The organism is Novosphingobium sp. PhB57 (genome assembly GCF_004342985.1).
Taxonomy (GTDB): Bacteria; Pseudomonadota; Alphaproteobacteria; order Sphingomonadales; family Sphingomonadaceae; genus Novosphingobium.
The window spans coordinates 325,682-351,377 of sequence record NZ_SMBO01000003.1 but is presented as its reverse complement, the minus strand read 5'-3'; the positions used below and the strand labels follow the sequence as shown (position 1 = coordinate 351,377).

At 65.5% G+C, this 25,696-nt stretch carries 17 protein-coding genes; 10 read left to right on the top strand and 7 right to left on the bottom strand.

Features of this window, described 5'->3' with window-relative positions; genetic code table 11:
• Window positions 1-46: 46 nt before the first annotated feature.
• Window positions 47-3,163: a TonB-dependent receptor gene (locus EDF58_RS12295; RefSeq protein WP_132265814.1), complete on the bottom strand. Its 3,117-nt coding sequence runs from the start codon at window positions 3,161-3,163 to the stop codon at window positions 47-49.
• A 216-nt stretch (window positions 3,164-3,379) separates the two neighbouring features.
• On the opposite strand from EDF58_RS12295, the gene EDF58_RS12290 reads away from it, so the two are divergent.
• Entirely contained in the window at window positions 3,380-4,624 is a 1,245-nt protein-coding gene (locus EDF58_RS12290) for an ROK family protein (protein WP_132265812.1), read from the top strand.
• A 171-nt stretch (window positions 4,625-4,795) separates the two neighbouring features.
• Entirely contained in the window at window positions 4,796-5,710 is a 915-nt protein-coding gene (locus EDF58_RS12285; RefSeq protein WP_132266233.1) for an ROK family protein, read from the top strand.
• Window positions 5,711-5,714: 4 nt separating this feature from the next.
• Here EDF58_RS12285 and EDF58_RS12280 read toward each other — a convergent pair whose 3' ends face one another.
• From EDF58_RS12280 to EDF58_RS12270, 3 genes are read right to left on the bottom strand one after another with little or no spacing between them, the layout of a single operon-like run.
• Window positions 5,715-7,154 (bottom strand): carboxylesterase family protein, encoded by a 1,440-nt coding sequence (locus EDF58_RS12280; RefSeq protein ID WP_132266231.1) that lies wholly within the window; start codon window positions 7,152-7,154, stop codon window positions 5,715-5,717.
• A gap of 8 nt (window positions 7,155-7,162) precedes the next feature.
• Entirely contained in the window at window positions 7,163-7,951 is a 789-nt protein-coding gene (locus EDF58_RS12275; RefSeq protein ID WP_347812888.1) for a GDSL-type esterase/lipase family protein, read from the bottom strand.
• A 2-nt stretch (window positions 7,952-7,953) separates the two neighbouring features.
• Window positions 7,954-11,328 (bottom strand): sugar-binding domain-containing protein, encoded by a 3,375-nt coding sequence (locus tag EDF58_RS12270; RefSeq protein WP_207912943.1) that lies wholly within the window; start codon window positions 11,326-11,328, stop codon window positions 7,954-7,956.
• A gap of 248 nt (window positions 11,329-11,576) precedes the next feature.
• Here EDF58_RS12270 and EDF58_RS12265 point away from each other — a divergent pair, with 248 nt between their 5' ends.
• The 7 genes from EDF58_RS12265 to cobA all read left to right on the top strand — a co-directional run bounded on the left by EDF58_RS12265 (window position 11,577) and on the right by cobA (window position 20,086).
• A complete protein-coding gene (locus tag EDF58_RS12265; RefSeq protein WP_132265806.1) occupies window positions 11,577-12,158 on the top strand; it encodes an ANTAR domain-containing protein in 582 nt (193 codons plus the stop codon).
• Window positions 12,155-13,369 (top strand): ABC transporter substrate-binding protein, encoded by a 1,215-nt coding sequence (locus EDF58_RS12260; RefSeq protein ID WP_132265804.1) that lies wholly within the window; start codon window positions 12,155-12,157, stop codon window positions 13,367-13,369. Before EDF58_RS12265 ends, EDF58_RS12260 begins: the two co-directional genes overlap by 4 nt.
• Window positions 13,370-13,645: 276 nt before the next feature.
• Entirely contained in the window at window positions 13,646-14,923 is a 1,278-nt protein-coding gene (locus tag EDF58_RS12255; protein WP_132265802.1) for a nitrate/nitrite transporter, read from the top strand.
• A 67-nt stretch (window positions 14,924-14,990) separates the two neighbouring features.
• Window positions 14,991-16,196, top strand: coding sequence for a hypothetical protein (locus EDF58_RS12250; RefSeq protein ID WP_132265801.1), 1,206 nt, complete (start codon window positions 14,991-14,993; stop codon window positions 16,194-16,196).
• 220 nt (window positions 16,197-16,416) lie between these two features.
• Entirely contained in the window at window positions 16,417-18,933 is a 2,517-nt protein-coding gene (gene nirB, locus EDF58_RS12245) for a nitrite reductase large subunit NirB (RefSeq protein ID WP_132265799.1), read from the top strand.
• A gap of 5 nt (window positions 18,934-18,938) precedes the next feature.
• Window positions 18,939-19,274 carry a nitrite reductase small subunit NirD gene (gene nirD, locus EDF58_RS12240; RefSeq protein ID WP_132265797.1) on the top strand — a complete coding sequence of 112 codons (336 nt, stop codon included), beginning with the start codon at window positions 18,939-18,941 and terminating at the stop codon, window positions 19,272-19,274.
• Between the two features lie 14 nt (window positions 19,275-19,288).
• Window positions 19,289-20,086 carry a uroporphyrinogen-III C-methyltransferase gene (gene cobA, locus EDF58_RS12235; RefSeq protein WP_132266228.1) on the top strand — a complete coding sequence of 266 codons (798 nt, stop codon included), beginning with the start codon at window positions 19,289-19,291 and terminating at the stop codon, window positions 20,084-20,086.
• Window positions 20,087-20,107: 21 nt separating this feature from the next.
• Here the strand turns inward: cobA and EDF58_RS12230 are convergent, their stop codons facing one another.
• Entirely contained in the window at window positions 20,108-20,986 is an 879-nt protein-coding gene (locus EDF58_RS12230; RefSeq protein ID WP_132265795.1) for a tyrosine-protein phosphatase, read from the bottom strand.
• 22 nt (window positions 20,987-21,008) lie between these two features.
• Window positions 21,009-23,288, bottom strand: coding sequence for a TonB-dependent receptor (locus EDF58_RS12225; protein ID WP_132265794.1), 2,280 nt, complete (start codon window positions 23,286-23,288; stop codon window positions 21,009-21,011).
• 186 nt (window positions 23,289-23,474) lie between these two features.
• Between EDF58_RS12225 and EDF58_RS12220 the strand changes: the two genes are divergently transcribed.
• The gene (locus EDF58_RS12220) at window positions 23,475-24,686 is read left to right on the top strand and encodes a TetR family transcriptional regulator (RefSeq protein WP_165921389.1); all 1,212 of its coding nucleotides are present in this window, start codon (window positions 23,475-23,477) and stop codon (window positions 24,684-24,686) included.
• Window positions 24,687-24,755: 69 nt separating this feature from the next.
• Here EDF58_RS12220 and EDF58_RS12215 read toward each other — a convergent pair whose 3' ends face one another.
• Window positions 24,756-25,604, bottom strand: a complete 849-nt coding sequence (locus tag EDF58_RS12215; protein ID WP_132265790.1) for a TorF family putative porin — start codon at window positions 25,602-25,604, stop codon at window positions 24,756-24,758.
• Window positions 25,605-25,696: the final 92 nt, after the last annotated feature.

Genomic DNA, 25,696 nt, shown 5'->3' with positions numbered 1-25,696 from the left:
GATCCCCCCCGCCCGGAGGAGGTGGGCGGGGGAGAAAGGGAGGAGCTTAGAACTTGACGCGCGCGCCCATGGTGAAGCGGCGTTCGAAGATATTGTTGTAGGCCTTCTGGTCCTTCCAGGTGAGGTAGTACTTCTCGTACTCGCCCGTCAGGTTGGAACCCTGGCCGTAGATAGTGATGTTCGGCGTGATGTCGTAGCTGACCGAGGCGTCGACGTAGTTGGTGGGCGCCTGGTACAGTTCGAGCCCGGTGATGCCGCCGAAGTTGGACTGGACCGCACGCTCCGAACGGTAGTTCCAGGCCACGCGCGCCTGGAAATGCGAGTCCTGGTAGAACAGCGCAGCATTGGTCTGGATCTTCGAGTTGTCCTGGAACGGGATCTTCTTGCCGGCCAGGTCCTTGTCGCCGGTGTTCGAAGGCGAGAAGGTGAAGTTCGTGTCGATGCCGAAGTTCGACAGGAACCCGGGGACGAAGCCAAGATCGGTGAACGAGATCTTGGCGCCGGCCTCGATGCCCTTCAGCGAGCCGCCGGATCCCTGGACCGGGGTGCTGATGGAGACCGTGCGGCCGCGAACGACGCCATCGTTGTCCGGCAGGTCGGTGCGGTTCTCGTTGCCGGCCTGGATGAAGCTGTCGACATCGATGTAGAAGGCGCCGACGCTCAGCAGGCTTCCCCGGCCGAGATAGTATTCGAGGGAGCCTTCCACATTGGTGGCGCGCCAGGGATCGAGGTTGGGATTGCCCGTCTGGCTACCGCCGGTCACGCGGAAGATCGGCGTTCCGGGTACGCTGGTGTCGATGGCATAAGTGGGGTTCAGGCCGCCGCCCCACTGGTTGAGGTCCAGCAGGGTCATCGTCTTCGAGAAGGCGAAGCGGAACTTCAGGTTCTGCGCGAAGTCGAAGGCGACGTTGAAGGCCGGAAGGATGTCGGTGAAGCTGCGCTTGGTGTCGACCGAGCCTCCCAGCTCGTTGGCCAGACCGTAGGGCTGCGGCCCGCCGGTGACGTACTGGGTGATGTCGAGCCGGGTGTTGATGACCTTGACGCCGCCGTTACCCGAGAAAGGCACGCCGAAGAAATCGCCGTGGAAGTCGGTCTGGACGTAGCCGGAGATCTGCTTGACGCCGACGTTGAAGGAAGCGCCGGGGTTCATGACTTCGACGTTTCCGGGGTAGAACTCGTTCTGGAAGGCCAGGGCGTTGTCCATCGCCTTCGGGTCGAGCACATACATGTTCGGCACGCCTGCCACGCCCGGGTTGAACAGCTTGACGCGGCCGCCAAGGGTCGGGTCGTTGGCAAGGCGCGTCAGGCCCGCCGTGTAGAAGCCGGAAGCGTCGCCCGCGCTGCAGGAGCTGTCGCTCATCGGCACGTCGAAGGCCTTCCACTTGACGAGGCAGCCGTTGGGATCGCTGGCCTGTCCGGCATAGAGCGGTGCCGCACGGTCGAATTCGTAGTCGTTCACCGAACGCTCGGAATAACGGCCGCCGAAGCTGACCGTCAGTTCGGGCGATGCTTCATAGGAGCCATCGGCGCGCACGACCTTGAGGTCGCCGTTGCGGCGATAGTTGCCTTCGGAAGACATCGTCTTCAGCGCATAGTTGCTGATGTCGCCCAGTTCGGTCAGAAGCTGCGAGGGCAGGGTGAAGACCGGCTTGTTGCCGGTGAAGTCCACCACGGCCGGAAGCGAGTTCAGGCCGGCGATGGTATTGACCGTGTAGCCGTTCGGGTTGAACACCCGGTCGCCGCCCGGATAGTGGCCGATGCCGCCCGGCTGCCACTGCTGGCCGTCCGACATGCTGAACTGCAAGTAGCTCTGGTCGTAATACTGGTGAGCCTTGCCATAGATGCCGCGCAGGCTGCCCTTGAAGGGGCCGCCGTTGTCGAACTTCAGTTCCAGGTTGTAGTTCTGCGACTGCGATTTGTAGCGGTCGGTCTGGGCATAGGAATCGAAGTTGCCGAGGTCGTAGTTGTAGACCTGCGTGGTGTTGAGATTGTAGGTCCGGCCGTCCTTGCCCACCACGGTCGTTCCCGTGTCGCGCGACTGGCCGGGCACGAATTCCGCCGCCTGCCAGTTGACGTCCTGCATCTGGAAGCCGGCCGTGCGGTCATGCTCGGTCTGCTTGGTGAAGAAGGCGTCGCCCGTCAGGGTCAGGGCGTCGTTGATCATCCATTGCGCCGAGCCGTTGATGCCCAGGCGCTGGCGCTGGTTGATCTTGTTCCAGCCGGTGAAGCCCTGGGGAACGATGAAGGCGTCGTTGGAATTACCGTTGCCGTTGACGTCCACGCCGCCGGCCACCACCGTGCCGCGCGGGCGGTTCGCGGGTGAGAAACCGTTCGTGGAGGTGGCGTCCGGCGTGCCTTCGTCATGCAGAGTGGCGCCGTAGCCTTCCTGGATGCCGTTGTGCGAATTGGACAGGCGCACGTCGGAATAGGCGGCGGAGACCATCACCCCGAAGCGGTCGTTGTGCCAGGACAGCAGGCCGTTGAAGTTCGGATCGAACTTGTGCTTGGTCTTGTCCCCGTAGGCGCCTTCCGCGGCAAGAGCGACCGTCACGCCCTCCTTGAGGTCGAAGGGGCGCCGCGTGCGCAAGTTGACCGTGCCGGTGATGCCGGCATTGAGCGAATCGGCCGTGGCGGACTTGATGACATCGGCGCCGGCGAAGAGCTGCGAGGGGATGTCGTTGAAGTTCGGCTGGATCGTGGTGATCGACTGCGCGCCAAGGTAGGCTTCGCCGTTGAGCAGCGTGGTCACCTGCGGCAACCCGCGGATGTTGATGGTCGAGCCTTCGCCCGCGCTGCGCAGGATCTGCACGCCCGGAATGCGCTGGAGAGAGTCGGAAATGGTGACGTCGGGCAGCTTGCCGATGTCTTCGGCGGAAATGGAATCGACCACCGATGTGGCATTGCGCTTGATGTTGACGGCGCGTTCCTGCGAGGCGCGAATACCGGTGACGACGATGTCGCTTCCCGTGGGCTCGCTGCCCGGTTGGGCGGTGGCGGGGCTGCCGGCCTGTTCCGCCACGGCCAGCCTGGTGGCCGATCCCGTGACGACGGGCGCGCCCTGCTGCGCGGCTTCCTGAGCCAAGGCGCCATGCGCCGAACCCAGGGCGACCATCGACGTCGCGGCCATCAGGACACTGCGACGCACGAAACTGTGCTGATTCATTCCCCTCATTTCCTCTCCTCTCACGCGCTATGCGTGCCTCGCTGGTTCGGAGAGGGGCGTCGACCCAGCGGTCATGAGCGCCGCTTTCCTCTCCTGGTACGAGCATTCTTTGTGACTCGTGTTGCGGTACACATCCGCTCAAAGCAAAAAGCGGTCAACTTAAATTTTTTCTTTTTTGTTAGTTAGGGGACTGTTCCGGTTGTAGTCATTGGCACCATGAAAAGAGAGGATCGCACTGTAACCGCTCCCGATTCGGGAGAAACCCGCGGCAAGCGACTGGCCGTTTCGCTTTCCGGTACCAATTTGGCCCGGGCCAGCGACTACAATCAGCGCATCGTGCTCCAGGCCATTCGCCTGAGCGGAGAGACTACGCGTATCGCCCTGGCGAAGCAGACCGGGCTGACGGCGCCCACGATCGCCAACATCACCTCGCGCCTCGGGGAGATGGAACTGATCGCGCATATCGGCCGCAAGCATGGCGGCCGGGGGCAGCCGGCGCTGCGCCTTGCCATCAACCCCGACGGCGCCTTCGCCATCGGCCTCAATGTCGATCGCGACCATATCACTCTGGTGGCGCTGGACCTCGCCGGCGAAGTCCGCAGCCGCGTGACTCGAGAAGTCCGTTTCGCCATGCCGTCCGACGTGGTGGACATCATCTCGGCCGAGCTGGAAGGCGTGCTGACCGCGGGCAAGATCGACCGTGAACGCATATTGGGGGTCGGCGTCGCGCGCCCTGACGACCTGGGCGGGATCGTCCTGCCGCACAAGCCCGAGGGTTACGAAAGCTGGTCGCAAGTCGACTTTTCCGCGCTTTTGAAGGAGGTTCTGCCCTGGCCGATCCACGTCGACAACGACGCGGCGGCGGCAGCACTGGGCGAGGCGCAAGGGGTGGGCGGACAGGAGCGGCCGAGCTTCTTCTATCTGCTCATCAGCGCGGGCCTGGGCGGCGGTCCGGTGGTCGACGGCAGCTACTATCGCGGTGCGCGCTCGCGCAGCGGAGAGATCGGGCTCATGCCGGATGCCGGCGGCGCGGAGCCCGGGGCGGTGGTGCAGGATACTGTCTCGTTGTCCGCCATCGAGGAGCGTCTTCTGCGCGAAGGTCGTCCGCTGAAATCGCTCGACGATCTCCTCGCGCTCGATCCGGTCATGGCGACCACGGTGGATCAATGGATCGCCGATGCCACCCGCGCGCTGACCGGCCCGTTGGTGGCGGTGTCCTGCCTGCTCGATCCCGATGCGGTGGTGATTGGCGGACGCCTTCCGGTGCCGCTGATCGAGCGGCTCAGCGCCCGGATCGACGCGGCCCTGGCCCAGGTTCCCATGCCCAACCGGGTACCGGTCCATCCCGGGCAGATGCCCGCGGAAGCCCCTGCGATCGGCGCAGCGATCCTGCCCTTCCTCGATCAACTGCTTCCTTCGGATGCCATCCTGATGCAAGCAGGTCGATCCGAAGAGTTATAAAAAAGAAATTGTCTTATTCATCCGCCATGCCATCATGCCGCGACATCGAAGCGGTGTGGGGCATGACCGGGTGAACCGGCGCGCCAGCTCCATCTCCGTCCCATGACATGATCCAATGCCGGAGAGGAATATGCCGAAGATCCCACCCATGCAGCGGGCTGCTGCGTGACCATGCGGATTGGAATCGATTACGGTGGGACGAAAATCGAGGCTGCCGCTCTCTCGGAGGACGGTGAGGTCCTGCACCGCCGCCGCATACCAACACCCGACAAGTACGATCTGGCGCTGACGACGCTGCGCGATCTGGTGGCGGCTGTGGAGGCGGAAGTTGGCCGCCGGGGAACTGTCGGAATCGGCACCCCGGGGTCTCTCACGCCGGGTACGGGGCTGATCCGCAATGCCAATTCGGCTTGCCTGAACGGTCAGCCTTTCCAGCGCGATCTCGAAGCCGCGCTCGGCCGGGAGGTCCGGCTTGCCAACGATGCCAATTGTTTCGCCCTGTCCGAAGCCGTCGACGGCGCGGCAGCGGGGAAAGCCTCCGTTTTCGGGCTGATCGTCGGCACGGGTTGCGGCGCGGGCTATGTGCTGGACGGCAAGGTGGTTGGCGGTGCGCATGGGCTGGCCGGCGAAGTCGGGCACATGCCGTTGCCGGACCCCGGCCCGGATGAACTGCCGGCGCCCGCCTGCTGGTGCGGGCTGCGCGGATGCCTTGAGAACTGGGTCTCGGGAACGGGGTTCCAGCGCGCATTCAAGGCCGCGACGGGGCGCGATCTCGATCCTCCCGCAATCGTGGCGGCCGCGCGGGATGGCGATGCAGCGGCGCAGGAAGCGCTGCGGCGCTACCGAGACAGGCTGGCGCGCGGGCTGTCGGTGGTGGCCAACCTCATGGATCCGGATGTGATCGTGCTGGGCGGCGGAATGTCGAATGTCGGCCAGATCTACGAAGGATTGGCCGAAGCGGTTCAGGCCCGAACGTTCTCGGGCGCGTGGGCCGGAACAGTGGTTCCGGCGCGCTGGGGCGACAGCTCGGGCGTGCGCGGCGCAGCGCTGCTCTGGGATCCGGAGGAAATACCGGCGCCTTCGTGACGTGTCAGGGCGCCGTGCGAAGGGTGCAGACTTCGGCCGAGAGCTTCTCAACGACCCTGGATCCGGTGGCGGTGAATTCCATTGAGCGGGCCTCGTTGGAGAATCGCGGCCATGCGGGCAAGGCGCCGCCGTTGGGATCGCCGCTGCGGGCAAAGTTCACCCAATAGGCGGCCAGCGGCGCGAGGGCCTGATCGAAAGCGCCTTCATCGCCGAGCACGTAGCGGATTTCGGAGCCATGGGTCACGGGCTTGGCGTCCGGCCCATCGAGGTCGAACTGGTAGTGCCACGTTGCGCCGCCCGATCGCCCGCGCTCCGCGGCAACATGGAGCGAAGGGCAACGGAAGGTAAGGTCGTTGGCCAATCGCAAGTTGAGGTCGGCCGGAGGTGCCTTGCCCTGGACAAGCCCGTAGGCCTCCATGGCCCTGCCGGCATTGGCACCGAAACCCCGTACGATGGCACGCTCCGGTGCGCCGTATAGCCCGAGTTCGTAGAGGTTGTTGCCGATCAGCAGGGGAATTTCTCGCCCCACGCCGCGCGACAGGGCGGCCGCGGGCGTCTCGGTCAGGACCGTGCCGTCGGTCACGGCCTGCAGCCAGATGAAGCTCTTGTCGTCCAGGCCGGGAACGTCGGCGGTGTCGCTGGCACGGAGCAGGGCCTCGGCGGGAAGCGCGCGAAGCTGCCGGGCACTGGCGTGAGGCGGCGCTCCGGCCGCGCGCACGATGGTTTCGCCCAGCGCCTCGTTCTGCGCCAGGCTTCGCGGCGGCAGACCGAAACCCGGCGTGCCGCTTTCGGCGATGGCCTTGCTAAAAAGCCCCTTCGCGCCGGGTGAGAGCATCTGCAGCCCGACATCCTGAGCGCCTGCCGATTCCCCGAAGATCGTGACATTGGCCGGATCCCCGCCGAAGCGGGCGATATTCGCGCGGACCCAGCGCAGGGCGGCCTGTTGGTCCATGAGGCCATAGTTGCCCGAATGTGCGCCCAGGGCGGCATGCGAGAGGAAGCCGAACGCGGAAAGGCGGTATTGCAGGCTCACCAGCACAACACCGCGGTGCACGATGGGGGAGGCTACCGTTCCCGCGCCGCTACCGGCGCGGTTGCCACCGCCATGGATCCAAACCATGACCGGCAGCGGCGCCTTCGGTTTCAGGGAAGGCGTGGCGACGTCCAGGTAAAGGCAGTCTTCCGACTGGTTTGCGGCCGCCCCGTGGTTCCACCCATAGTCGACCTGCATGCAGGCCGGAGCCGAGCGCACCGCTTCTCGCATGCCTTGCCACGGCGCGACGGGTTGGGGCGGCTGCCAGCGGAAGTCGCCGATCGGCGGAGCGGCGAAGGGAATACCGCGGAACAGGCTGCGACCGTCCGGCGTCGCTTCGCCCTGGATCGTCCCGACATCGGTTTCGACGACCGGGGCGGGGGTGCTCGCAGCCGCAGCCGCGAGCAGCATAGCGGCGATCACGGTATGCGGGCGGCGGCAAGCGGCCGCGGGGCGGGCAGAGCCAGCGCCTGGGTGAAGGCGGCCTCGGCCACCTTGTTCATCACTTCGTAGCCGGCCGGGGTCGGGTGGACGTGATCCGATGTCAGCCCTTCGCGTGCGCCGAGACCGGTGCCTTTCATGGCCGTCCAGTAATCCGCATAGACCGATCCGGTTTTGGCAGCATAAGTCCTGAGCCAGGCGTTGATCCGCTGGATACGCGGACCCGTATCCAGGCCGGGGCGCCAGGGGAACAGATCGGCGGGCGGGATGGAAGCCAGGATCACGCGGATGCCGTGAGCCTGCGCCATTTCCACCATGGAGCGGAAGTTGGCCTGGATCTGCTCGTCGGTCATCGGTCCGGTATTTCCGGCGATGTCGTTGGTCCCGGCCATGATCTGGACGACTTGCGGATTGAGGTCGATCACGTCCTGCCGGAAGCGCAGCAGCATCTGGGAGGTGGTCTGCCCGCCGATGCCGCGCCCTATCCTGCCGGGCGTGAAGAAGGCGCGATCGAGATCGTACCAGCCCTGCGTGATGGAATCGCCCATCAGCACGATACGGGGCTTCACGGTGCCCACGACATCGGTGGCATTGGCCTCGCGGTAGCGCGCGCTCCAGGCCCAGTCCGTACGCAAACGCAAGTCCGCGGCCTGCGCGGCGGTCTGGACCGGCAGGGTCGAAACGGCCGGGGCCTGCGCCAGGGCGGGGCGCGCGATGGCAAGGGCCGCGACGGCAGCGGAAAAAGCGGGCAGGGTCTTCAGTCGCAAGGTCATTTTCCTGTGGCGATGGTCCGGGGTGCGACGTTCCAACCGCGGAGCTTGACGGAAGGTGAACTTCCGGCCGCATCCCTGGGGGCCGTGATCGTCACGTTACGCGTCTCGCCTGGCAGGAGCGAGATGTAATTGTCTGAAAAATAGGCCGGCAGGACCTGTTTGCCGGCAGCGTCGAACAAGGTCAGCTTGGTCTGGATCGCAGCCGTCTTGCCCGGATTGCTCAAGGTGACCTCGATCTTCGCTTCGTCGCCAGCTTCCGCGGCCCGCGCTTGCGCCGTCAGCGGGACGGGGGCCATGGTGCTGAGGGCCTGAAGCGCCTCGTCGCTGGCGGCCTGCCAGTAGAAGTTGTCGGAAAGGCGTGTTCCCGTTGTGTCGAGCGCTTCCAGGCGGATCAGGACCGGCCCGGATGCCGTCAAGGGCGCCAGGTCGAGCGTGAAGGCATCGCCGACTTTGCCGCCGACGAGGTCGAGCTTCTTTTCCTGCGCCGCGAGCTGCCGGCCATCGAGCGCCTGGACCACCGCGCGCACCGTCACGCCGCTCAGTGCCGTCATCCGGTTGTTTACCAGGATCACCTTGTGGTCCGGCAGGTTCATCTGGACGTGGACCGGTTCGGAGGCTTTCTTCATCCCGTAGAATGCGCCATGGGTGTCATAGTCGGAAGACAGGATCTGCCAGGCCGAACTCGGCCATGCGGGCTGCGTCATCCAGAGCATGCGTCCCGAATTCTCGGTCCAGAGTCCGGCATTCATGCCCTCGAAGATCGCGCGGTAGCTTTCGTACTCCAGCATTTGCGCCTTGCGCTCGAAGTCCGGCAGGCTGGTGGCCTTGCCGAATTCACGGTCCATGGCATCGGTGAAGCTCTTCACCGCGCCGTTCCCGGTCTGATGCCAGTCGTGATAGGCCCAGGTATCGCTGATCGGCCAGCGCTCGCTTGCCGGGATGGCGCGTTCCCAGGATTCTAGCGTCGGGAAGGAAGGCGTGCCAACTTCGACCGCGAAGCCCTTGGAATATTCGGTGAAATACTTTTCGGGCGCGCGCCAGTTATAGGGCCCGGAATCGTGTAGGTTGATGCGATTGGAAGAGGCCATGTAGAGCCGCGTGCCGTCTTCCTTGCGCAGCATGGCATCCAGGCCCTCGTTGAGGATCGGCTGCGGCACGCCTTCGTTGCGGCCGAACCACAGGATGATCGAAGGGTGGTTGCGGAAGCGCTGGACCACGTCCGTGGCATTGCCGAGGAACAGCCCGGCGTCCTCGGCCTCGATGTTGTAGTCCTGCGTCGATTCCCAGAAGTCGCTCATGACCATCAGGCCGTATTCGTCCGCCAGGTCGAAGAAGCTGGCCTGGGTGTTCTGGCCCACCCAGTTGCGGATGACGTTGACGTGGGCGTCCTTGTGGAGCTTGAAGAACGGCTCCAGCCGCTGGCGGTCGACCCGCTTCATGAAATCGTCCATGCCGATCGAGCCGCCGCGCGCGGCGATCCGCACGCCGTTGACGCGCAGGACGAGGAAGGGCGAGAGCGCTTCGTCGCCCTGGATCGGCGTGACGGCTGGGGACTTGTCGGCGCCGGGAGCGAAGGAATAGGCCCAGCCGCCGCGCACCTGCCGGATCGCCTCGTGTCGCTCGTCGACGATCTGCTGGCCGAGCGCGCGGGCCTTTTCGAAGTCTATGACGACCCGGTCGAGGTTGCCGGTATCGTCCACCAGCGACATCTCGTACGTCACCTGCCGCATGCCGAAACGCAGGTCCTTCGCGTCGGACCTGGCGCCGTCCACCGAAGCGGTCAGATGCAGCGTGTGCAGCGCCGGGTCGCCGTAGCCGTTCGGCCACCAGAGCTTCGGATTGCGTACCGCAAGGGCCGCGTCGCTGTCTGGCGAGAAGCGCACCGCCGCGGACTGATGCGCGGGTATGGTGATCGACCGCTCGACCGCCACGTCATCGAAAGCGGCGCGCACGGTTGCTGTGCGGGGCTGGTCGGACAAGTTCTCGACAGGAACCGTGATCTCGACGTTCGCCACGGAATTGTCGGCGCGGGGCAGGGTGGTGACGACTTGCGGATCGCCGATCTGGACGTCGCCCGAGGCGAGCAGTTGTACGTCCTGCCAGAGACCTGTCTGTCGGTCGCGAATGGTGGGGATCCAGTCCCAGCCTTCGGAAGCGCCGAAAGTCGGGCCGTCCAGCATCATGGCGCCGCCGTTCTCGCCCACGCCGGACGTCAGCGATTCCTCATGGGCGTGGCCCGGATGGGGCGGCGGCGAAACGCGGATCGCCACGGCATTGCGGCCGGGGTTGAGGTAGGCCGAAACATCGAAGCGGCCGCGCACGAAAGCGCCTCGGGTCGTGCCGACCTCGACACCGTTTACCCATACCTGCGAACTGAAGTTCACGCCATTCAGCAACAGTTCCAGATGCTTGCCCGATGTTTCTGAGGGCAGTTCGAACTCGGTGCGGTACCAGTAGTCCTGCCGCGCCAGCTTTTCGGGAATGACGAGGTTATTCAGGCCATGGGCCGGGTCGGGATAGACGCCGCGATCCACCAGCGTGGTCAGCACCGTGCCGGGAACGGTTGCGGCGTACCACTTGCCGTTGGTGAAGCCGGGGCGCGAGATCGTGCTGCCGTCACCGGACACGGCCGGCGCTTCGGCGAGCGTCCATTTCTGCAGCGTCCACGCGGCATCGCCTTGGGCGACGAGCGCGGACGTTGGCGCGACGGGCTTCGCGATGGGCTTGTCCGGGGCTGCCGCGCTGCGCGGGAGTGTGGCCGGGGGCTGGGGCGTCAATTGCCCTTGCATTTGCTTGACTTGAAGCGGCCAGCGGGCACTCGTTTCGGTGAACTGGACCAGAGCCGGATCGCGGCCCTCTACAGCAGCATTGCGCAAGTCGGCCGGGGACATCGCTCCGGCATCGATACGGAGCCCGACGAGGCGCGCGGCAATACCGCCAGAGGGCTGGGTCGATGGCGCCACCAGCAGCTTGCCGGGTGCTCCGGCAAGCGGCTGCGTCAGTGTCGCGGCCAGGCGTCCGTCCACGAAGAGGCGCTGGCTGCCGCCTGCGGAGACGATGGCGTAGTGGTGCCAGGCGTCCGCTTTGTTCAGGGCGCCGCCCCGCGCAGTCTGCCTGCCGCCGGAAAGAACGGGCCGTCCCGCCGCGATGGAGAGCGAAAGCTGCGCCGCCGTCTCGTCTCCCAACGCGACCAGAGTGCCTTCGCTGCCGGCTTCAAGGGAGGCCCGGAACGAGAGCGTCCAATCGCCTGCGGGCAGGGAGAGGTCGCTGGACCATGTCGGCGCCGCGGGAATAAGCTGGAGATCGAAGGGGCCGGCCACTTGCGCCCCTGCCGAAGCGGACACCGCCAGCCAGGAAACCGCGCATGCCATGCCCAGAACTGCTTGCGCAGAACGCTTCGTCCGTTTCATCATCCCCTGCCCCTCTATGCCGCTTCGGCCTTGTTTGACCAAGAAACACGGCTTCCGGGAAAAAGACAAATGTTTTTACATATTGCGGGACGGCTTTTTAACGGGAAGACTGTTCGCCGCTATTTCTGCTCTGTCGTTGACGTGGCAAGCCGCCTCGGCAATGTGCGGCGCGAAAGACGGGCTTCACTTCGATGGAATTTGGGCACTCGATGAGAATCGTCATCATCGACGACAGCGGATTGCGCGCGACGGTTCTCGAAGAGGGCCTGCGCGAGGCCGGGTATGACGATATCCATATCGTCCCGCCGCGCGGCGCCTTCGTGGCCCGCCTCGAACGGATGGCGCCCGACGTGGTGCTCATGGACCTTGGCAGTCCCAGCCGCGACACTCTGGAGGAAATGCTCAGCGTCAGCCGTGCGCTCGCGCGGCCCATCGCGATGTTCGTGGACCAGTCCGACGAGGCGATGATCGGTGCGGCCATCGATGCGGGTGTCTCGGCCTATGTCGTCGACGGGTTGCGCAAGGAGCGGGTGAAGCCGGTGCTTGAGCTGGCGGTGCGGCGCTTCAATGCTTTCGCCCGGATCCAGGCCGAATTGGACGAGGCGCGCAATGCGCTTTCGGACCGCAAGGTGATCGATCGCGCCAAGTCCATCCTGATGGCGCAGCGCAACCTGTCGGAACAGGACGCCTATACGCTCCTGCGGTCGAGCGCGATGAACCAGGGGAAGAAGATCGTGGACGTGGCGCAGGCCCTGATTACCGCCAGCGACCTTCTGGGAGGGGGACTATGACGACGAACTTGCGCATCGCCTTCCTGCCGCTCACCGACGTGGCGGTGCTCGCCGTGGCGCAGGAGCGGGGCTTTGCCGAGGAAGAGGGGCTTTCGCTCGACCTCGTTCGCACGACCAGTTGGGCGACCCTGCGCGATCGTCTGGTCTATGGCCAGGTGCAGGCCGCGCACATGCTGGCGCCGCTGGCCGTGGCGGTGACGCTGGGCCTCAGCCAGCAACCCGCCGCGCTGGCCGCCCCTTACAAGCTGAACGTGAACGGCAACATGCTGGTGATGGCCAAGGACTTCGCGGCCGCGCTGGACCCGGACCTCGCCGGACGTCTGGCCGATCCGCTGGGCACGGCGCACGATTTTGCCGCTGCGATCGGCCTCTGGCGGCGCAAGCCGGTGATCGGCGTGGTCCATCGTTTTTCGAGCCATGCCTTGATGCTGCGCTACTGGCTGGCCAGCGCCGGTGTCGATCCCGACCGCGATGTCGTCTTGCGGGTGCTGCCGCCGTCGCTGACGGTCGAGGCGCTCCATGCCGGTGAGATCGACGGCTTCATCGCAGGCGAACCCTGGGGCAGCGCGGCGGTAGAGGCCGGGCTTGCCGAAACCGTCGCCGTGGGCGAGCGGATCTGGCGGCGCGGCGTGGAGAAAGTGCTCGCCTTCCGCCAGAACTGGATGGAGGAGAACCCCGAGACCGTCGATCGGCTCCTGCGGGCGCTGGTCCGCGCGGCAGCCTGGTGCGACGAGCCGGACAATCACAGCGCGCTGGCGGATCTGCTCGCCGCGCCGCGCTATGTGGATCAGCCTGCGGACCTGATCCGCCGCGCCCTGGCCGGTGAAATGGTGAACCGGGCAGGCGAACCGGCGATCCCCAATCCCGACTTCATGCTGTTCTCGCGCGAGGCCACGCCGTTTCCCTGGCGCAGCCAGGCGCTCTGGATCTATTCGCAACTGGTGCGTTGGGGCATGGTGGAGCACTCGGCCGACAGCGCCGCACGCGCCGGAGCGGTGTTCCGTCCCGATGTTTTCCGCCGCGCCCTGGCCGGAAGCGATGTGCCCATGCCGGGCGCGAGCATGAAACTGGAAGGCGCCGTCCATTCGCCGCTGGCCGTGGGATCGCGCAAGGGCGACCTGACCTTGGGGCCGGACAGGTTCTTCGACGGGCGCGTATTCGATCCCGAGCGTATCGACGATTACCTTGCGGGTTTTGTGCAACTGCGTTGATCGCCTTGCCGAAGGCAGTCGAAAGCGGCGGATTCGCTGCCTGGGCAACGCTGCTCAGGTATCCTTTGACCAGGCGCCGAATTTTGTGCCTTGCAACATGACGCGAATCGCATGATGATGAGGGCCTCACGCGAAGACGCGTGACTACCGGATGCGCTGCTCCAAGGGCGGGGCGCCATCCTCACCGATATTCGCAGCAAAGCCGCTGACCGGGCTCACCCAAGGGTGACGTCCGGCCTGCGGCTTTTTTCGTGCCCGCTCTATGGGGAACCGACGATGGCAACCGCTTACTGGAAACGTGACGCAGAGGGCCGACAGGCCGACAACGCATCGGCCGATCTCGGCGGCGCATCGGAGGCCGGGACCAGCTTCTGGAAGGCCGGTCACGCGCCGACCTTGATCGCAGCCTTCCTCTATTTCGACCTCGCCTTCATGGTCTGGGTCTTGCTCGGCCCGCTGGCGCCGGAAATCGCCAGGACGCTGGGGCTGACTTCGGCCGAAAAGGGACTGATGGTCGCCACGCCGACACTCGCCGGCGCCCTGCTGCGGGTGGTCAACGGGCTGCTGGTCGACCGTATCGGACCCAAGCGTTCAGGCGCGATCAGCCAGCTTATCGTCATTGCCGGTCTGTTCTTCGCCTGGTTCATGGGCGTGAACAGCTTCGCGGGAACCCTGGCGCTCGGCGTGATCCTGGGCTTTGCAGGGGCTAGCTTCGCGATCGCGCTTCCGCTGGCGAGCCGCTGGTATCCGGCCGAGCACCAGGGCAAGGCGATGGGCCTTGCCGGCATGGGCAATTCGGGCACCGTGCTCGCTTCGCTTTTCGCGCCGATGCTTGCCAAGATGTTTGGCTGGAATGCCGTGCTGGGCCTTGCCTGCATCCCGCTGTCACTGGTCTTCGTCGTCTACATGCTCATGGCAAAGGATTCGCCTAACCAGCCGGCGCCGCGAAAGCTGGTCGACTATTTCGAACCGCTCAAGCAGGCCGACGCCTGGTGGCTCATGGCCTTCTATGCCGTGACTTTCGGGGGTTTCGTGGGCCTTGCCGCCTCGCTGCCGATCTATTTCACCGACCAGTTCGGCCTTACGCCGATCGTGGCGGGTTACTGCACGGCTGCCTGCGTCTTTGCAGGTTCGCTCGTGCGGCCGATGGGCGGCGCGCTGGCCGACCGCATCGGCGGGGTGAAGGCGCTGATGGCGGTCTACTTCGTTGCCGCTGTGGCCCTGGCGGGCGTGGCCAACGCCGTGAGCCTGCCGGGCGCGCTGGGCATGTTCGTGTTGGCCATGCTGGCGCTGGGCACGGGCAATGGCGCGGTCTTCCAGCTGGTCCCGCAGCGTTTCCAGGCCGAGATCGGCGTGATGACCGGGCTTGTCGGCATGGCAGGCGGCATCGGAGGGTTCTATCTCGCCAGTTCGCTCGGCCTTGCCAAGCAGATGACCGGCAGCTTCGCGCCTGGCTTCCTGATCTTCGCAGGACTGGCCGTGATGGCACTGGCGAGCGTGGCCGCGGTCAAGGGCCGCTGGCGCGCCCGCTGGAACACCGCAGCACGTATCTGATCGGAGAGGAGGCGGCGGCCGGGCAAGGCCGCCGCCCCGTTCGTCTCGAAGGGGGGGCGTCAACTTCATGCGATATCTCATCGGAACGGCGGCCGCATTGGCCGCCGCGGGGCCGGCTTGCGCCCAGGAAATGACGCTGAAGCCCGTGGCCGAAGCCCGGGCGCGCTACGAACATGTCGATCAGGACGGGCTTTCCCAGGCAGCGGACGCCCTGACCTTGCGGGTGCGAGGCGGCGTAACTGCCGCCAGCGGCGCGATCAGCGCGACCGTCATCGGCCAGGGCACGCTGGCTGCGGTGGATCACTACTACGACGGTTTGAACGGCGCGGCGACGCGGCCGCTGGTCGCGGATCCGCAGAACGTGGCGCTCTATGTCGCGCAGCTGCAATATCGCACGAAGGCGCTGAGCCTTACGGCGGGACGTCAGAAGATCACGCTCGATGACGAGCGCTTCGTCGGCAATGTCGGTTTTCGCGACAATGCGCAGACTTTCGATGCGGTGCGCGCCGAGATCACCCCTATCAGGGGGCTGAAGCTGGATATCTCCTACGCCTGGAGCGTGCGCACGATCTGGGGCATCGACGGCGCGGGCGCACGTCAGCAGGCAGTCGGAGGCGACAACGTCCTCGGCAATCTCTCCTACGTCACGCCGCTCGGCACCTTGACCGGCTTTGCCTATCTCGTCGATCAGGACGAAGCGGCCGTGCAGGCATTCCGGCAGTCCAGCCAGACCTACGGAGCGCGGCTCGCGGGAAGCCATGCGTTCGGCCCGGCGGTGAAGCTGGCCTATCAGGCCAGTTACGCCCGGCAGTCCGACTACCACCGGAACCCCAACGATTACGCGGCGGACTATTGGCTTGCGGACGGCCTGCTCGATGTGAAGGGCTGGAAGCTCAATGCCGGTTACGAGGTGCTGGGCGCCAGCAAGGGCCTGCCATTCACCAGTTTCCAGACGCCGCTCGGCACCAACTTCAAGTTCCAGGGGTGGGCGGACAAGTTCCTGACGACTCCGGCGAACGGCTTGCGCGATCTCTATTTCGGCGGTGGCTATGGCTGGAAACAGGCGGGGCCGCTCTCCGGCCTGTCGGTTCAGGCGACCTGGCACCGTTTCGACAGCGATCGACTGGACCAGCATTACGGCAACGAGATCGATCTTCTCGCATCTGCGAAGGTGCGCAAGACGGCCGTTTCCTTGCGCTATGCCCATTACGACGCGCGGGAAATGGCGACAGACACGGATAAGTACTGGATTCAGCTCGATTGGGCCTATTGACCCCTGGCGCGACGGAATCGCTTGAGCACCATGCCGTTTAGCCGTATGGTGCAGTGCAAAGGACGACGCTGTCCTTCCAAACCATAGCCGATGCGATCCACTGACGGGCCGCAGAAGCGCGAATGATGGCAAGGCCGCCATCCAGACTTTCGGTTTTCGAACCGAGGGTCCGGATGGCGGCCTTTTTCTTTTTCTCCCTCAGTTTTCTGGAGTCACGGGGATGGAATTTCAGGACGGGATCGAGCGTTCGACGGACTATGAGACCGCGCTTATCGTGCCTTCGGCCGATGTGCGCGAACATCTGGTGGTGGTCGGAAACGGCATGGCCGGGTGCCGCGCGGTGGAGGAACTGCTGGCACGCGACGCGGGGCGCTACCGCGTCACCATCTTCGGCGCCGAGCCGCATGTGAATTACAACCGCATCATGCTCTCGCCGGTGCTGGCGGGTGAGAAGACCTTCGACCAGATCGTCATCAACACGCGCGAATGGTATGATGAGAACGGCATCGAGCTGGTCACGTCCGATCCCGTCGTCACCATCGACCGTCCGGGGCGGACCGTCACCGCGCAGTCGGGCCGCAAGGTTCGCTACGACCGACTGTTGATCGCCACCGGCTCCGATCCGTTCATCATCCCGGTTCCCGGCAAGGACCTGCCCGGCGTCATCTCCTTCCGCGACATGAAGGACGTGGACACCATGCTCGAAGCCGCAGCGGACGGCGGCGACGCGGTGGTGATCGGCGGGGGGCTGCTCGGCCTTGAGGCCGCGCACGGCCTGACCCTGCGGGGCATGAAAGTCACCGTGATCCACCTCATGCCCACGCTGATGGAGCGGCAGCTCGACGAAGCGGCGGGCTGGTTGCTCAAGAGCGCGCTCGAAGCGCGCGGCCAGACCATCCTGACCGGCGCGGACACTGCCGAGATCATGGGCGAAGGCAAAGTCGAAGGCGTGCGCCTGAAGGACGGGCGCGAGATCCCGGCCAGCCTCGTCGTCATGGCGGTGGGCATCCGTCCCTCCACGGCACTGGCGCGCGAGGCGGGCCTCGACGTGGGCAGGGGGATCAAGGTCGATGACCACATGGTCACCAGCGACCCGCACGTCCTGGCGGTGGGCGAATGCGTGGAGCATGACGGCAACGTCTACGGCCTCGTCGCGCCGCTCTGGGACATGTGCCGCAGCCTGGCTGACGGCCTGACCGACCGGCACAGCGGCTATCGCGGCTCGGTCACGTCCACCAAGCTGAAGGTCGCCGGGCTCGACGTGTTCTCGGCGGGCGACTTCTCGGGCGGCGAGGGCTGCGAGGACATCGTGCTGCGCGACGCCTCGCGCGGGGTCTACAAGCGCGTGGTCGTGAAGGACGGCAAGGTCGTCGGCGCGGTGCTCTACGGCGATACGGCGGATGGAAACTTGTACTTCGATCTGCTCAAGAAGGGCGAGGACGTCTCGGAAATCCGCGACCTCCTCATTCTTGGCCAGGCCTTCGCTTCAGGCGGCAGCGCCGACCCGCTGGCGGCGGTCGCGGCGCTGCCTGACGATGCCGAGATCTGCGGCTGCAACGGCGTGTCCAAGGGGCAGGTCGCGGCCTCGATCGCGGCGGGCGCATGCAGCCTCGATGCCGTGCGCGGCACTTGCAAGGCCTCGGCCAGCTGCGGTTCCTGCACCGGCCTTGTCGAAAGCCTGCTGGCGCTGAGCCTGGGCGAAGAGGTCAAGTCCGGCCCGAAGACGATGTGCAAGTGCACCAGCTTCACTCATGACGACGTTCGGCGCGAGATCGTGGCGCAGCACATGAAGTCGATCCCCGAAGTGATGCACAAGCTCCACTGGTCGACGCCCGACGGCTGCTCTTCCTGCCGTCCGGCGCTCAACTACTACCTGCTCTGCGCGCTGCCCGGCGAATATGTGGACGACCAGCAGAGCCGCTTCGTCAACGAGCGCATGCACGCCAATATCCAGAAGGACGGCACCTATTCGGTGGTCCCGCGCATGTGGGGCGGCCTTACCAACCCGCGCGAACTGCGCGCGATTGCCGACGTGGTGGAGAAGTACGACGCGCCGATGGTGAAAGTGACCGGCGGCCAGCGGCTCGACATCTTCGGCATCAAGAAGGAAGACCTGCCCGCCGTCTGGGCCGATCTCAACGCGGCCGGAATGGTTTCGGGCCATGCCTATGGCAAGTCGCTGCGCACGGTGAAGACCTGCGTAGGCTCCGAATGGTGCCGCTTCGGCACGCAGGACTCTACCGGGCTGGGCGTGAAGACCGAGCGTATGACCTGGGGATCCTGGATGCCGCACAAGTTCAAGATCGCGGTCTCGGGCTGCCCGCGCAATTGCGCCGAGGCGACGATCAAGGACTTCGGCGTGGTCTGCGTGGACTCGGGCTACGAACTCCATGTCGGCGGCAACGGCGGCATTCACGTGCGCGCCACCGACTTCCTCTGCAAGGTCGCGACCGAGCAGGAGGCGCTCGATTACTGCGCCGCCTTCACCCAGCTCTACCGCGAGGAAGCGCGTTATCTTGAGCGCACCGCGCCGTGGATCGAGCGCGTCGGCGTGGAATACATCAGGCAGCGGATCGTCGAGGACGACACCGGCCGCGAAGAACTGCGCGTCCGCTTCCTCTACTCGCAGAGCTTCAGCCAGGAAGACCCTTGGGCCGAACGCGCGGCGGGTCACAAGGCCGAACTGCATCAGCACCTTGAACCTTTGGCACCCCAGGAACTGGCGGCAGCGGAGTAACGCATATGAACGACTGGATCGACATCGGCACCCTGTCCGACATTCCCCTGCGCGGGGCGCGCACCGTGCAGATCGCGGGCGAAAAGGAAATCGCGGTTTTCCGCACCGGCGACGACAAGGTCTTCGCGCTCGTCAACGAATGCCCGCACAAGAAGGGGCCGCTCAGCCAGGGCATCGTCCATGGCCACTCGGTTGCCTGCCCGCTCCACAACTGGAACATCGCACTCGCCAGCGGCGAGGCCCAGGGCGAGGACAAGGGCTGCACGCCGACGATTGCCGTGCGCCTTGAAGGTGAGCGCATCCTGATCGCCCACCCGGAAAGCTTGCGGGTCGCGGCCTGATGGCGGGCGATCCCATGGGGGGCAATCCCGTCAGGGCCCATCTGATCGAGCGGGGCGAGGTCTGGCTCGTCGGGGCCGGGCCGGGGGACCCGGACCTGCTCACGCGCAAGGCCCAGAAGCTGATCGAGGCGGCGGACGTCGTCTTCGTCGACGCCCTCGTCGGACCCGGCGTGCTGGACCTGATCCCGGCCGGAACCGAGCGGGTGAGCGTGGGCAAGCGATCGGGCCGGCACAGCAAGGCGCAAGGCTCGATCAACGATCTGCTGCTGGAGGCGGCGCAGGCCGGCAAGCGCGTGGTGCGGCTTAAGGGCGGCGATCCCTCGATATTCGGGCGCTCGGCCGAGGAGATGGATCATCTCATGGCAGCGGGCATTCCGGTGCGTATCTGTCCCGGCATCACCACCGCCAGCGCGGCGGCGGCGAGCGGGCTGGCCTCGCTCACCTTGCGCGGCGTGGCGCGCGGGCTGACGCTGGTGACGGCGCACCTCAAGGCGGGCGAGGCCCTGAAGCTCGATTGGGAAACGCTGGCCCGGCCGGGCGGCACCCTGGGCGTCTACATGGGCCGTGCGGCGGCGGGTGAGATCAGCCGCTCGCTGATCGCCGCGGGGCGCCATCCGGATACGCCGGTGATGATCGCGGTCAATGTCTCGCTGCCAAACGAACGCATGATCCGCGGCAGGCTCTCGGCGCTGGCCTTCCTTGTCGCCGCGATCAGCGATGACGATCCGACTCTGCTGCTCATCGGCGAGGCCGTGGCGGCGCGCGATGTGCCTTTGCAGGTGGTAAGGGAAAGGATCGGCGCGATGCAGTGACCGCGCCGACCCTTTTCATGCTCAGTCCAGATAGGCCGCGCGCAGCTTGGCGATCTGCGGCTTGTCGAGACCCATTTCGTCCTTGAGGTAGCCCATGGCGCCGCCCCGATGGGCGTCGAGCGCCTTGAACGCCGCTTCGATATAGGCCCGGTCGGCCTTCATGAAGGCGGCTTGCACGGCCGGTGGCAGCGACAGGAAAGCCTGCCCCGTGGCAGCACTGGCGCCGGTCTTGGCCTTGGCAAGCGCGGCAGGAAGATATTGGTTGGTGAGCAGGTAGTCCTGGATCACCGTTTCGCGCGGCACGCCGAGCGCGGTGAGCAGGAGAGCGGACGATACGCCGGTGCGGTCCTTGCCTGCCGAGCAGTTGAACGCCAGCGGGGCGTTGCCCGCCAGGAGCTGCGCGAACATCCGTTTGAACTGCGGCGCGAAAGTCTTGAGCATCGCCGGGTAGGTTTTGGTCATGACAGCCGTGGCCGCTTCCGGTGTGATCTTGCTCATGTCCTTGGGCATGAGGCCGACCGCCATGCCGTCGTAGTCGTCGGCGAAGATCGTGGGGCCGGTGCCGGCGGCCCAGGGCATCGGCTCGGCCTTGCGCTCGCCCCGGTCGCGGTAGTCGCAGATCGTTCGGATGCCCAGCTTGTTCAGATAGCCCAGATCCTGCGCCGTCAGGTCCACCATCGAACCCGAGCGGAACAGCAGGCCCCACTTCACGGTGTGGCCATCGGCAGTGCGATAGCCGCCGAGGTCGCGGAAGTTGCGGCCGCCTTCCAGCGGCAGGAGGCGCTGATGCGCCGTTTCAGCGGCAGGAGCCGGCGCTGCGACTTTCGCCGCTGCTTGGAGTGCCGGCTGAGCGAACAGGCCGAGCGCGATCAGGGCGCCGGCGGGGAAACGCCAGTTCATGTTCTTTTCCAATGTCTTGAGCTTAGTACTTGACGGTCGCGGAGACGCCGACGGTGCGCGGATCGTTGAAGATCCCGTAGTAGCCGAGCGAGGAACCGCCATTGGCCTTCACGAACGTATAGGCCTCGTTGAACAGGTTGCGCGCCCAGACCGAGAGTTCCAGGTTCGGTCCGCTCGCCATGCGGATGTCGGCAAGGGCGACGCGGCCGTTGACGATGAAGGACGATCCGGTCTTGGTGGGATCGCTGGCCATCGAGTACTGACCGGTGGCGTAGTTGCCGTCGAGGTGGAAGCGCAGCATGGCGTCGGCCACCGGCAGTTCGTAGTCGATCGCGGCGCTGGCGGCATGGCTCGGCGTGTAGACGGCATAGACTCGGGTCAGTGCGTCGCCGTTGAAGGGGTTCGGCGCCGGCGGCAGATGGACGTCGGTATAGGCATAGGAGCCGGTGAGTGTCAGGCCCTGGAACGGCGTGATCGTGAGGTCGGCCTCGATGCCCTTGATCCGGCCATTGCCGCTGGCGTTGGTGGTTTCCAGCGTCGTGCGGGTGGTGTTCAGGACCGGCGCGATGAAGTCGATCTGCATGTCCTTGTAGGCGGACGTGTAGGCCGCGACGTTGAAGCGGGCATGATTGTCGAAGAACTCGGTCTTCGCGCCGATCTCGAACGTGGAGACCGATTCCGGGTCGAACTTGCGATAGGTAAGCGAACGGCTGTTCGCGCCGCCTGCCTTGTAGCCGGTGCTCCACTTGCCGTAGACGTGCACGTCCTGGGTCACGTCGAACGCAAGGTTCACCATCGGGTCGAAGCGATCCCAGGAGCCGTCCAGCGTATAGTTCGTGGCGACGCCGTTCACTTCGTCGAGAGCGCCGGTCTTCTTGTCATGCGTGAAGCGTCCGCCGGCCGTGAGGTGGACGCGGTCGTCCAGCATGGCCGGCGTATACGTCGCCTGGCCGAAGACGCCGATGCTCTCCGTGACTGCATGGCTGGCGCGATCGGGGAAGGGGATCGAGGACGTCGGCGTGGGGAGAATGGTGTAGCTGGTGCCGTCCGCGTTCCACTTGTTGGTGTAAGGCGTCCAGGCGTTATCGCTCACCTTCTCGTGATAGTAGAAACCGCCGACCACGAAGTTCAGCTGCTCCATGGTGCCGATGAGCTGCACTTCCTGGCTATACTGCTTCTGCCAGACGTCGGCGAGGCTGAAGCGGGCGAAATTGGTGTTGTTGCTATAGCCCGGGATGAAGACGCCGAGGTTGCTGGAACCGTTGTCGTTCTGGGTCTGGGTGAGCTGGCGATAGGAACTGATCGACTTGATTTCGAGTTCGGGTGAAACCGTCCAGTCGAGCGTGAGCAAGTGGCCGTGCGTCTTGCCGAGCGCCCAGGGCTGCGGCACGCCGATATTGGCGGTCTTGGCGCGATCCGACTGCATCTGGAGCAGCGGGCCGGTGGTGCGGGTCAGCAGCTGCAGATAGTAAGGCGTGGTTTCATCGCGCGAGATGTCGAAGGAATAGAGCGCGTTGAAGCTGCTGGATGGCTCCCACAGCACGGCGGCGTGAAGGCCCTTCTTGTTGTAGGCGTTGAAATCGTGCTCGCCGGCCAGCGGATTGTCGACCGTGCCGCCGCGAGTGGTGATCAGGCCGTCCAGCTTGACGGAGATGTTGGCGAAGCTCGGCAGGTCGAGGTGCAGGCCGGCCTCGCGCGAATCGTAGCTGCCGACGCCAACCGTGGCGCGCGCGCCGAATTCGCCGCTGGGCTTCTTGGTGACGATGCTGATGGCGCCGCCTTCGGTGTTGCGGCCGAAAAGCGTGCCTTGCGGGCCCTTGAGAACCTCGATGCGCTCGACATCGTAGAGTGCCGAGCCAAGGCCCTGTGCACGGCCCATGAACACGCCGTCGATGTAGACGCCGACACCCTGGTCGCGGGCAGGCTGGTTGGCGTCACCCAAGGTGCCGACGCCGCGCATGCCCACGGTGAGGGCCGAGCTGCGCGAGAACATCGGCGCGATGCGCAGCGAGGGGATGGAACCGTCGGCCAGGGATTCGAGCGAGACGACGTGACGGTTCTGGAGATCCTCGGCGCCCAGCACCGCGATCGAGATCGGCGTGGTCTGAAGGCTCGTCTCACGCTTCTGGGCGGAGACGATGATGTCGGTGAGGCCGGAACCGGCTTCGGCGCTTTCGGCAGCCGCATCGGCTGCGGCATCGGCGACTTCGGCGGCGTGAGCGGAACCGGCCGCGAGCAGCGCGCCGAGCGCGCTGCTGGCCAGGGCTATGGAACGGAAGGTGGAAGAGCGGCGGACGGACATGAAACGACCCTCATGGTGATGACGAGGCGTCGGCTAGAACGTCTGTATGTCAACTGTGTTACGCTTGTTGGGAATCGTGACAGGCGCTGGAACGGTTCGCTTGTCTGCGCATTCAGGCTTATGGCAAAGTCATCGAGTCCACGCCCGCGCCTGGCGTAGATCCTGGAACAAGGCTGTCGGCAAGACGTGATAGATCATGAAATTCAAGAGTTTTCGTCGCAAGAGAAGCTGATCCGGGCTGCCTTGGACGTCTGGGCGAATCAGGGCCATTCCGCGATGTCCGCGCGCACTCTTTCACGCGCGACTGGCCTGCCGACCTCCAGCATCTATCATCACTTTGGTTCGATGGAACAGTTGTTGCAATCGGCCCAGGCCTATGCGCGCGATGCCGCGCAGACATGGTGCACCGATCGGCTGGACGATCTTGCGGGTTGGCCGGAAGGCCTTGGAGCGCAATCGATTGCCCGGGCGCTTGCCGTGCTGGTGGACGATTGGACGGGCGAGCGGAGAGAACTGGCCTTCGCGGCAAACCAGTGCCATCTGCTTGCCCAGCGCGACGAAGCCTATCTCGTCGCCATCAATTCGTGGCGTGACCTCTGGGCGGATTTCTGGCGCGAGGTCTGCGGGCGCGCAGGGCTCGGCCAATATGCCGCGTTGACGGCACATGTCTTCGAAGCGACGGTGCAGTTCCATCTCATTCGCTGGAACCGCACCATCGACCGCGCGGCGCTCGATGAATTCTGCACCGGCTGGGGGGAATGGCTGTCGGGCAACCTTGCCGAGGAAGGCCCGTGGCGCCGACATGCGCGTGAGATCGCCCTGGCCTCAGCGCCCGAAGTGCCGGCGCAGAACGGCGTTGCGGCCCGGATTTCGGACGCGGCGGCCGATATCGTCGAGGAAGGCGGCGTAAGCGCGCTGACTCACCGCGCGGTGGCGGCGCGCGCCGAAGTGACGCTGGGGGTGGCCTCCTACAATTTCCGCACGAGCGCAGATCTGGTGCGGGCGGCCTTCAACACGATCTATCGCCGGCTTACCGAAGTCTCGCGCGAGGGGCCGGTGGAGCAAGTGGAACGGAGCGAATGGACCGCGGCTTGGCGGGATTTCTCCTCGCAGCCGCGCCGGCTCGCCGCGATGGAGGAGCTGATGCTGGCGGTCGCGCGCGATCCGGAACTTCGCGATTTCGCGCCGCAGCTTCGCTACTTGCGCGGCCGGAGCAGCGGGCTGCAGCTTCAGGCGCAGCTGGAGCCGGGTGCCCGGATTTCTCCGCTGGATGCCGCGCTCTATTCCAGCATGATATCCGGGCAGCGGCGCGCGCTGATCGGCAGGCCGGAGGCGGAAATGCACGACAGTCTGGACCAGGCTGCGCGGATCGTCGCCGGGTTGCGCCGGGACGGCTAGGGCAAGGGTCGACGCCCGGGTGGCATGGCCGCGCCGGGCGTCTTCCCGAAAGCTCAGGTCAGGTCGAGATCAGAAGCTCGCGCCGACCGAGAACAGCACGGTCGAGCCGGCGATCTGCGAACCGTTCTTGGTCGAGGAGAAATTCGGCTGCAGATAGGCGCTCTGCGACTTCGAGATATCGGTGTCGACATAAGCGACACCCAGCGTGACCGGGCCGAGCGCGAGGTCGGCGCCGAGCATCCAGTCGAGATACTCGCCGGTGGGGGCGACGCTGGTGCCGTTCGGGCCAAGGCCCGAGTTGCCGTTCGAATAACCGAAGTGCGCCTTTACGGTGAGCGGGGTGTCGGGGATGGCGGTGTTGCCGTCCACCCAGAGGTAGATGTTGTCGGTCTTGGCACCGAAGTTGCCGATGCCGTCCGCATAGTCGGCGCCGCTGGCGTAGACTTTGCCGAGGGCCTGCTGCTTGGGGGCATAGGCCACGCCGACGAGGAGGTTGGCCGGGCCGACGGCACCCGACAGCTTGACGTAAGGCTCGGCAAAGTCGGTATCGTCCGCGCCGCCCGGATACATGTACCAGGTGAGGCCGACGTCCAGCTTCACGCCGCTGGTGATCTCGGTGGCGTAACCGGCCACGAGGTCGAGTTCCATGTTGGAGCCGCCGAAGGTGCCCCAGCCCGACAGGTTCGAGGCCCAGGTGCCGACGTAGATGCCGCTTTCATGCGATACGGTGAGGCCGCCCTGAACGGCCATTTCCTTGTCGCTCTGCGAAACGCCGCGGAAGCGATAGTCGGACACGAGCCCGACAGTGCCGGAAACGGTGATTTCGCTGGGAACCTCTTCTTGCGCCATGGCCGGTGCGGCGAAAGCAAGGCCGGAGGCAGCAAGGCCAAGCAGGCCTGCGGCAAGACGGATTTTCATATGGAACGCCCTCATGATTGTTGTCGCGTTCCATCCTGCGGCCTGCAGCCGAACTCTACTTACATGGCGAGTTCGTTTCATGCAGACAGGAC

What these genes read in the sequence shown, in the direction of transcription:
- cobA (WP_132266228.1), top strand. Translation starts at nt 19,289, where the DNA reads ATGGGGGGCAATCCCGTCAGGGCCCATCTGATCGAGCGGGGCGAGGTC.
- EDF58_RS12265 (WP_132265806.1), top strand. Translation starts at nt 11,577, where the DNA reads ATGAGAATCGTCATCATCGACGACAGCGGATTGCGCGCGACGGTTCTC.
- EDF58_RS12230 (WP_132265795.1), bottom strand. Translation starts at nt 20,986, where the DNA reads ATGAACTGGCGTTTCCCCGCCGGCGCCCTGATCGCGCTCGGCCTGTTC.
- EDF58_RS12290 (WP_132265812.1), top strand. Translation starts at nt 3,380, where the DNA reads ATGAAAAGAGAGGATCGCACTGTAACCGCTCCCGATTCGGGAGAAACC.
- EDF58_RS12250 (WP_132265801.1), top strand. Translation starts at nt 14,991, where the DNA reads ATGCGATATCTCATCGGAACGGCGGCCGCATTGGCCGCCGCGGGGCCG.
- nirB (WP_132265799.1), top strand. Translation starts at nt 16,417, where the DNA reads ATGGAATTTCAGGACGGGATCGAGCGTTCGACGGACTATGAGACCGCG.
- EDF58_RS12285 (WP_132266233.1), top strand. Translation starts at nt 4,796, where the DNA reads ATGCGGATTGGAATCGATTACGGTGGGACGAAAATCGAGGCTGCCGCT.
- EDF58_RS12270 (WP_207912943.1), bottom strand. Translation starts at nt 11,328, where the DNA reads ATGGCATGCGCGGTTTCCTGGCTGGCGGTGTCCGCTTCGGCAGGGGCG.
- nirD (WP_132265797.1), top strand. Translation starts at nt 18,939, where the DNA reads ATGAACGACTGGATCGACATCGGCACCCTGTCCGACATTCCCCTGCGC.
- EDF58_RS12215 (WP_132265790.1), bottom strand. Translation starts at nt 25,604, where the DNA reads ATGAAAATCCGTCTTGCCGCAGGCCTGCTTGGCCTTGCTGCCTCCGGC.
- EDF58_RS12280 (WP_132266231.1), bottom strand. Translation starts at nt 7,154, where the DNA reads ATGCTGCTCGCGGCTGCGGCTGCGAGCACCCCCGCCCCGGTCGTCGAA.
- EDF58_RS12295 (WP_132265814.1), bottom strand. Translation starts at nt 3,163, where the DNA reads ATGAATCAGCACAGTTTCGTGCGTCGCAGTGTCCTGATGGCCGCGACG.
- EDF58_RS12260 (WP_132265804.1), top strand. Translation starts at nt 12,155, where the DNA reads ATGACGACGAACTTGCGCATCGCCTTCCTGCCGCTCACCGACGTGGCG.
- EDF58_RS12225 (WP_132265794.1), bottom strand. Translation starts at nt 23,288, where the DNA reads ATGTCCGTCCGCCGCTCTTCCACCTTCCGTTCCATAGCCCTGGCCAGC.
- EDF58_RS12255 (WP_132265802.1), top strand. Translation starts at nt 13,646, where the DNA reads ATGGCAACCGCTTACTGGAAACGTGACGCAGAGGGCCGACAGGCCGAC.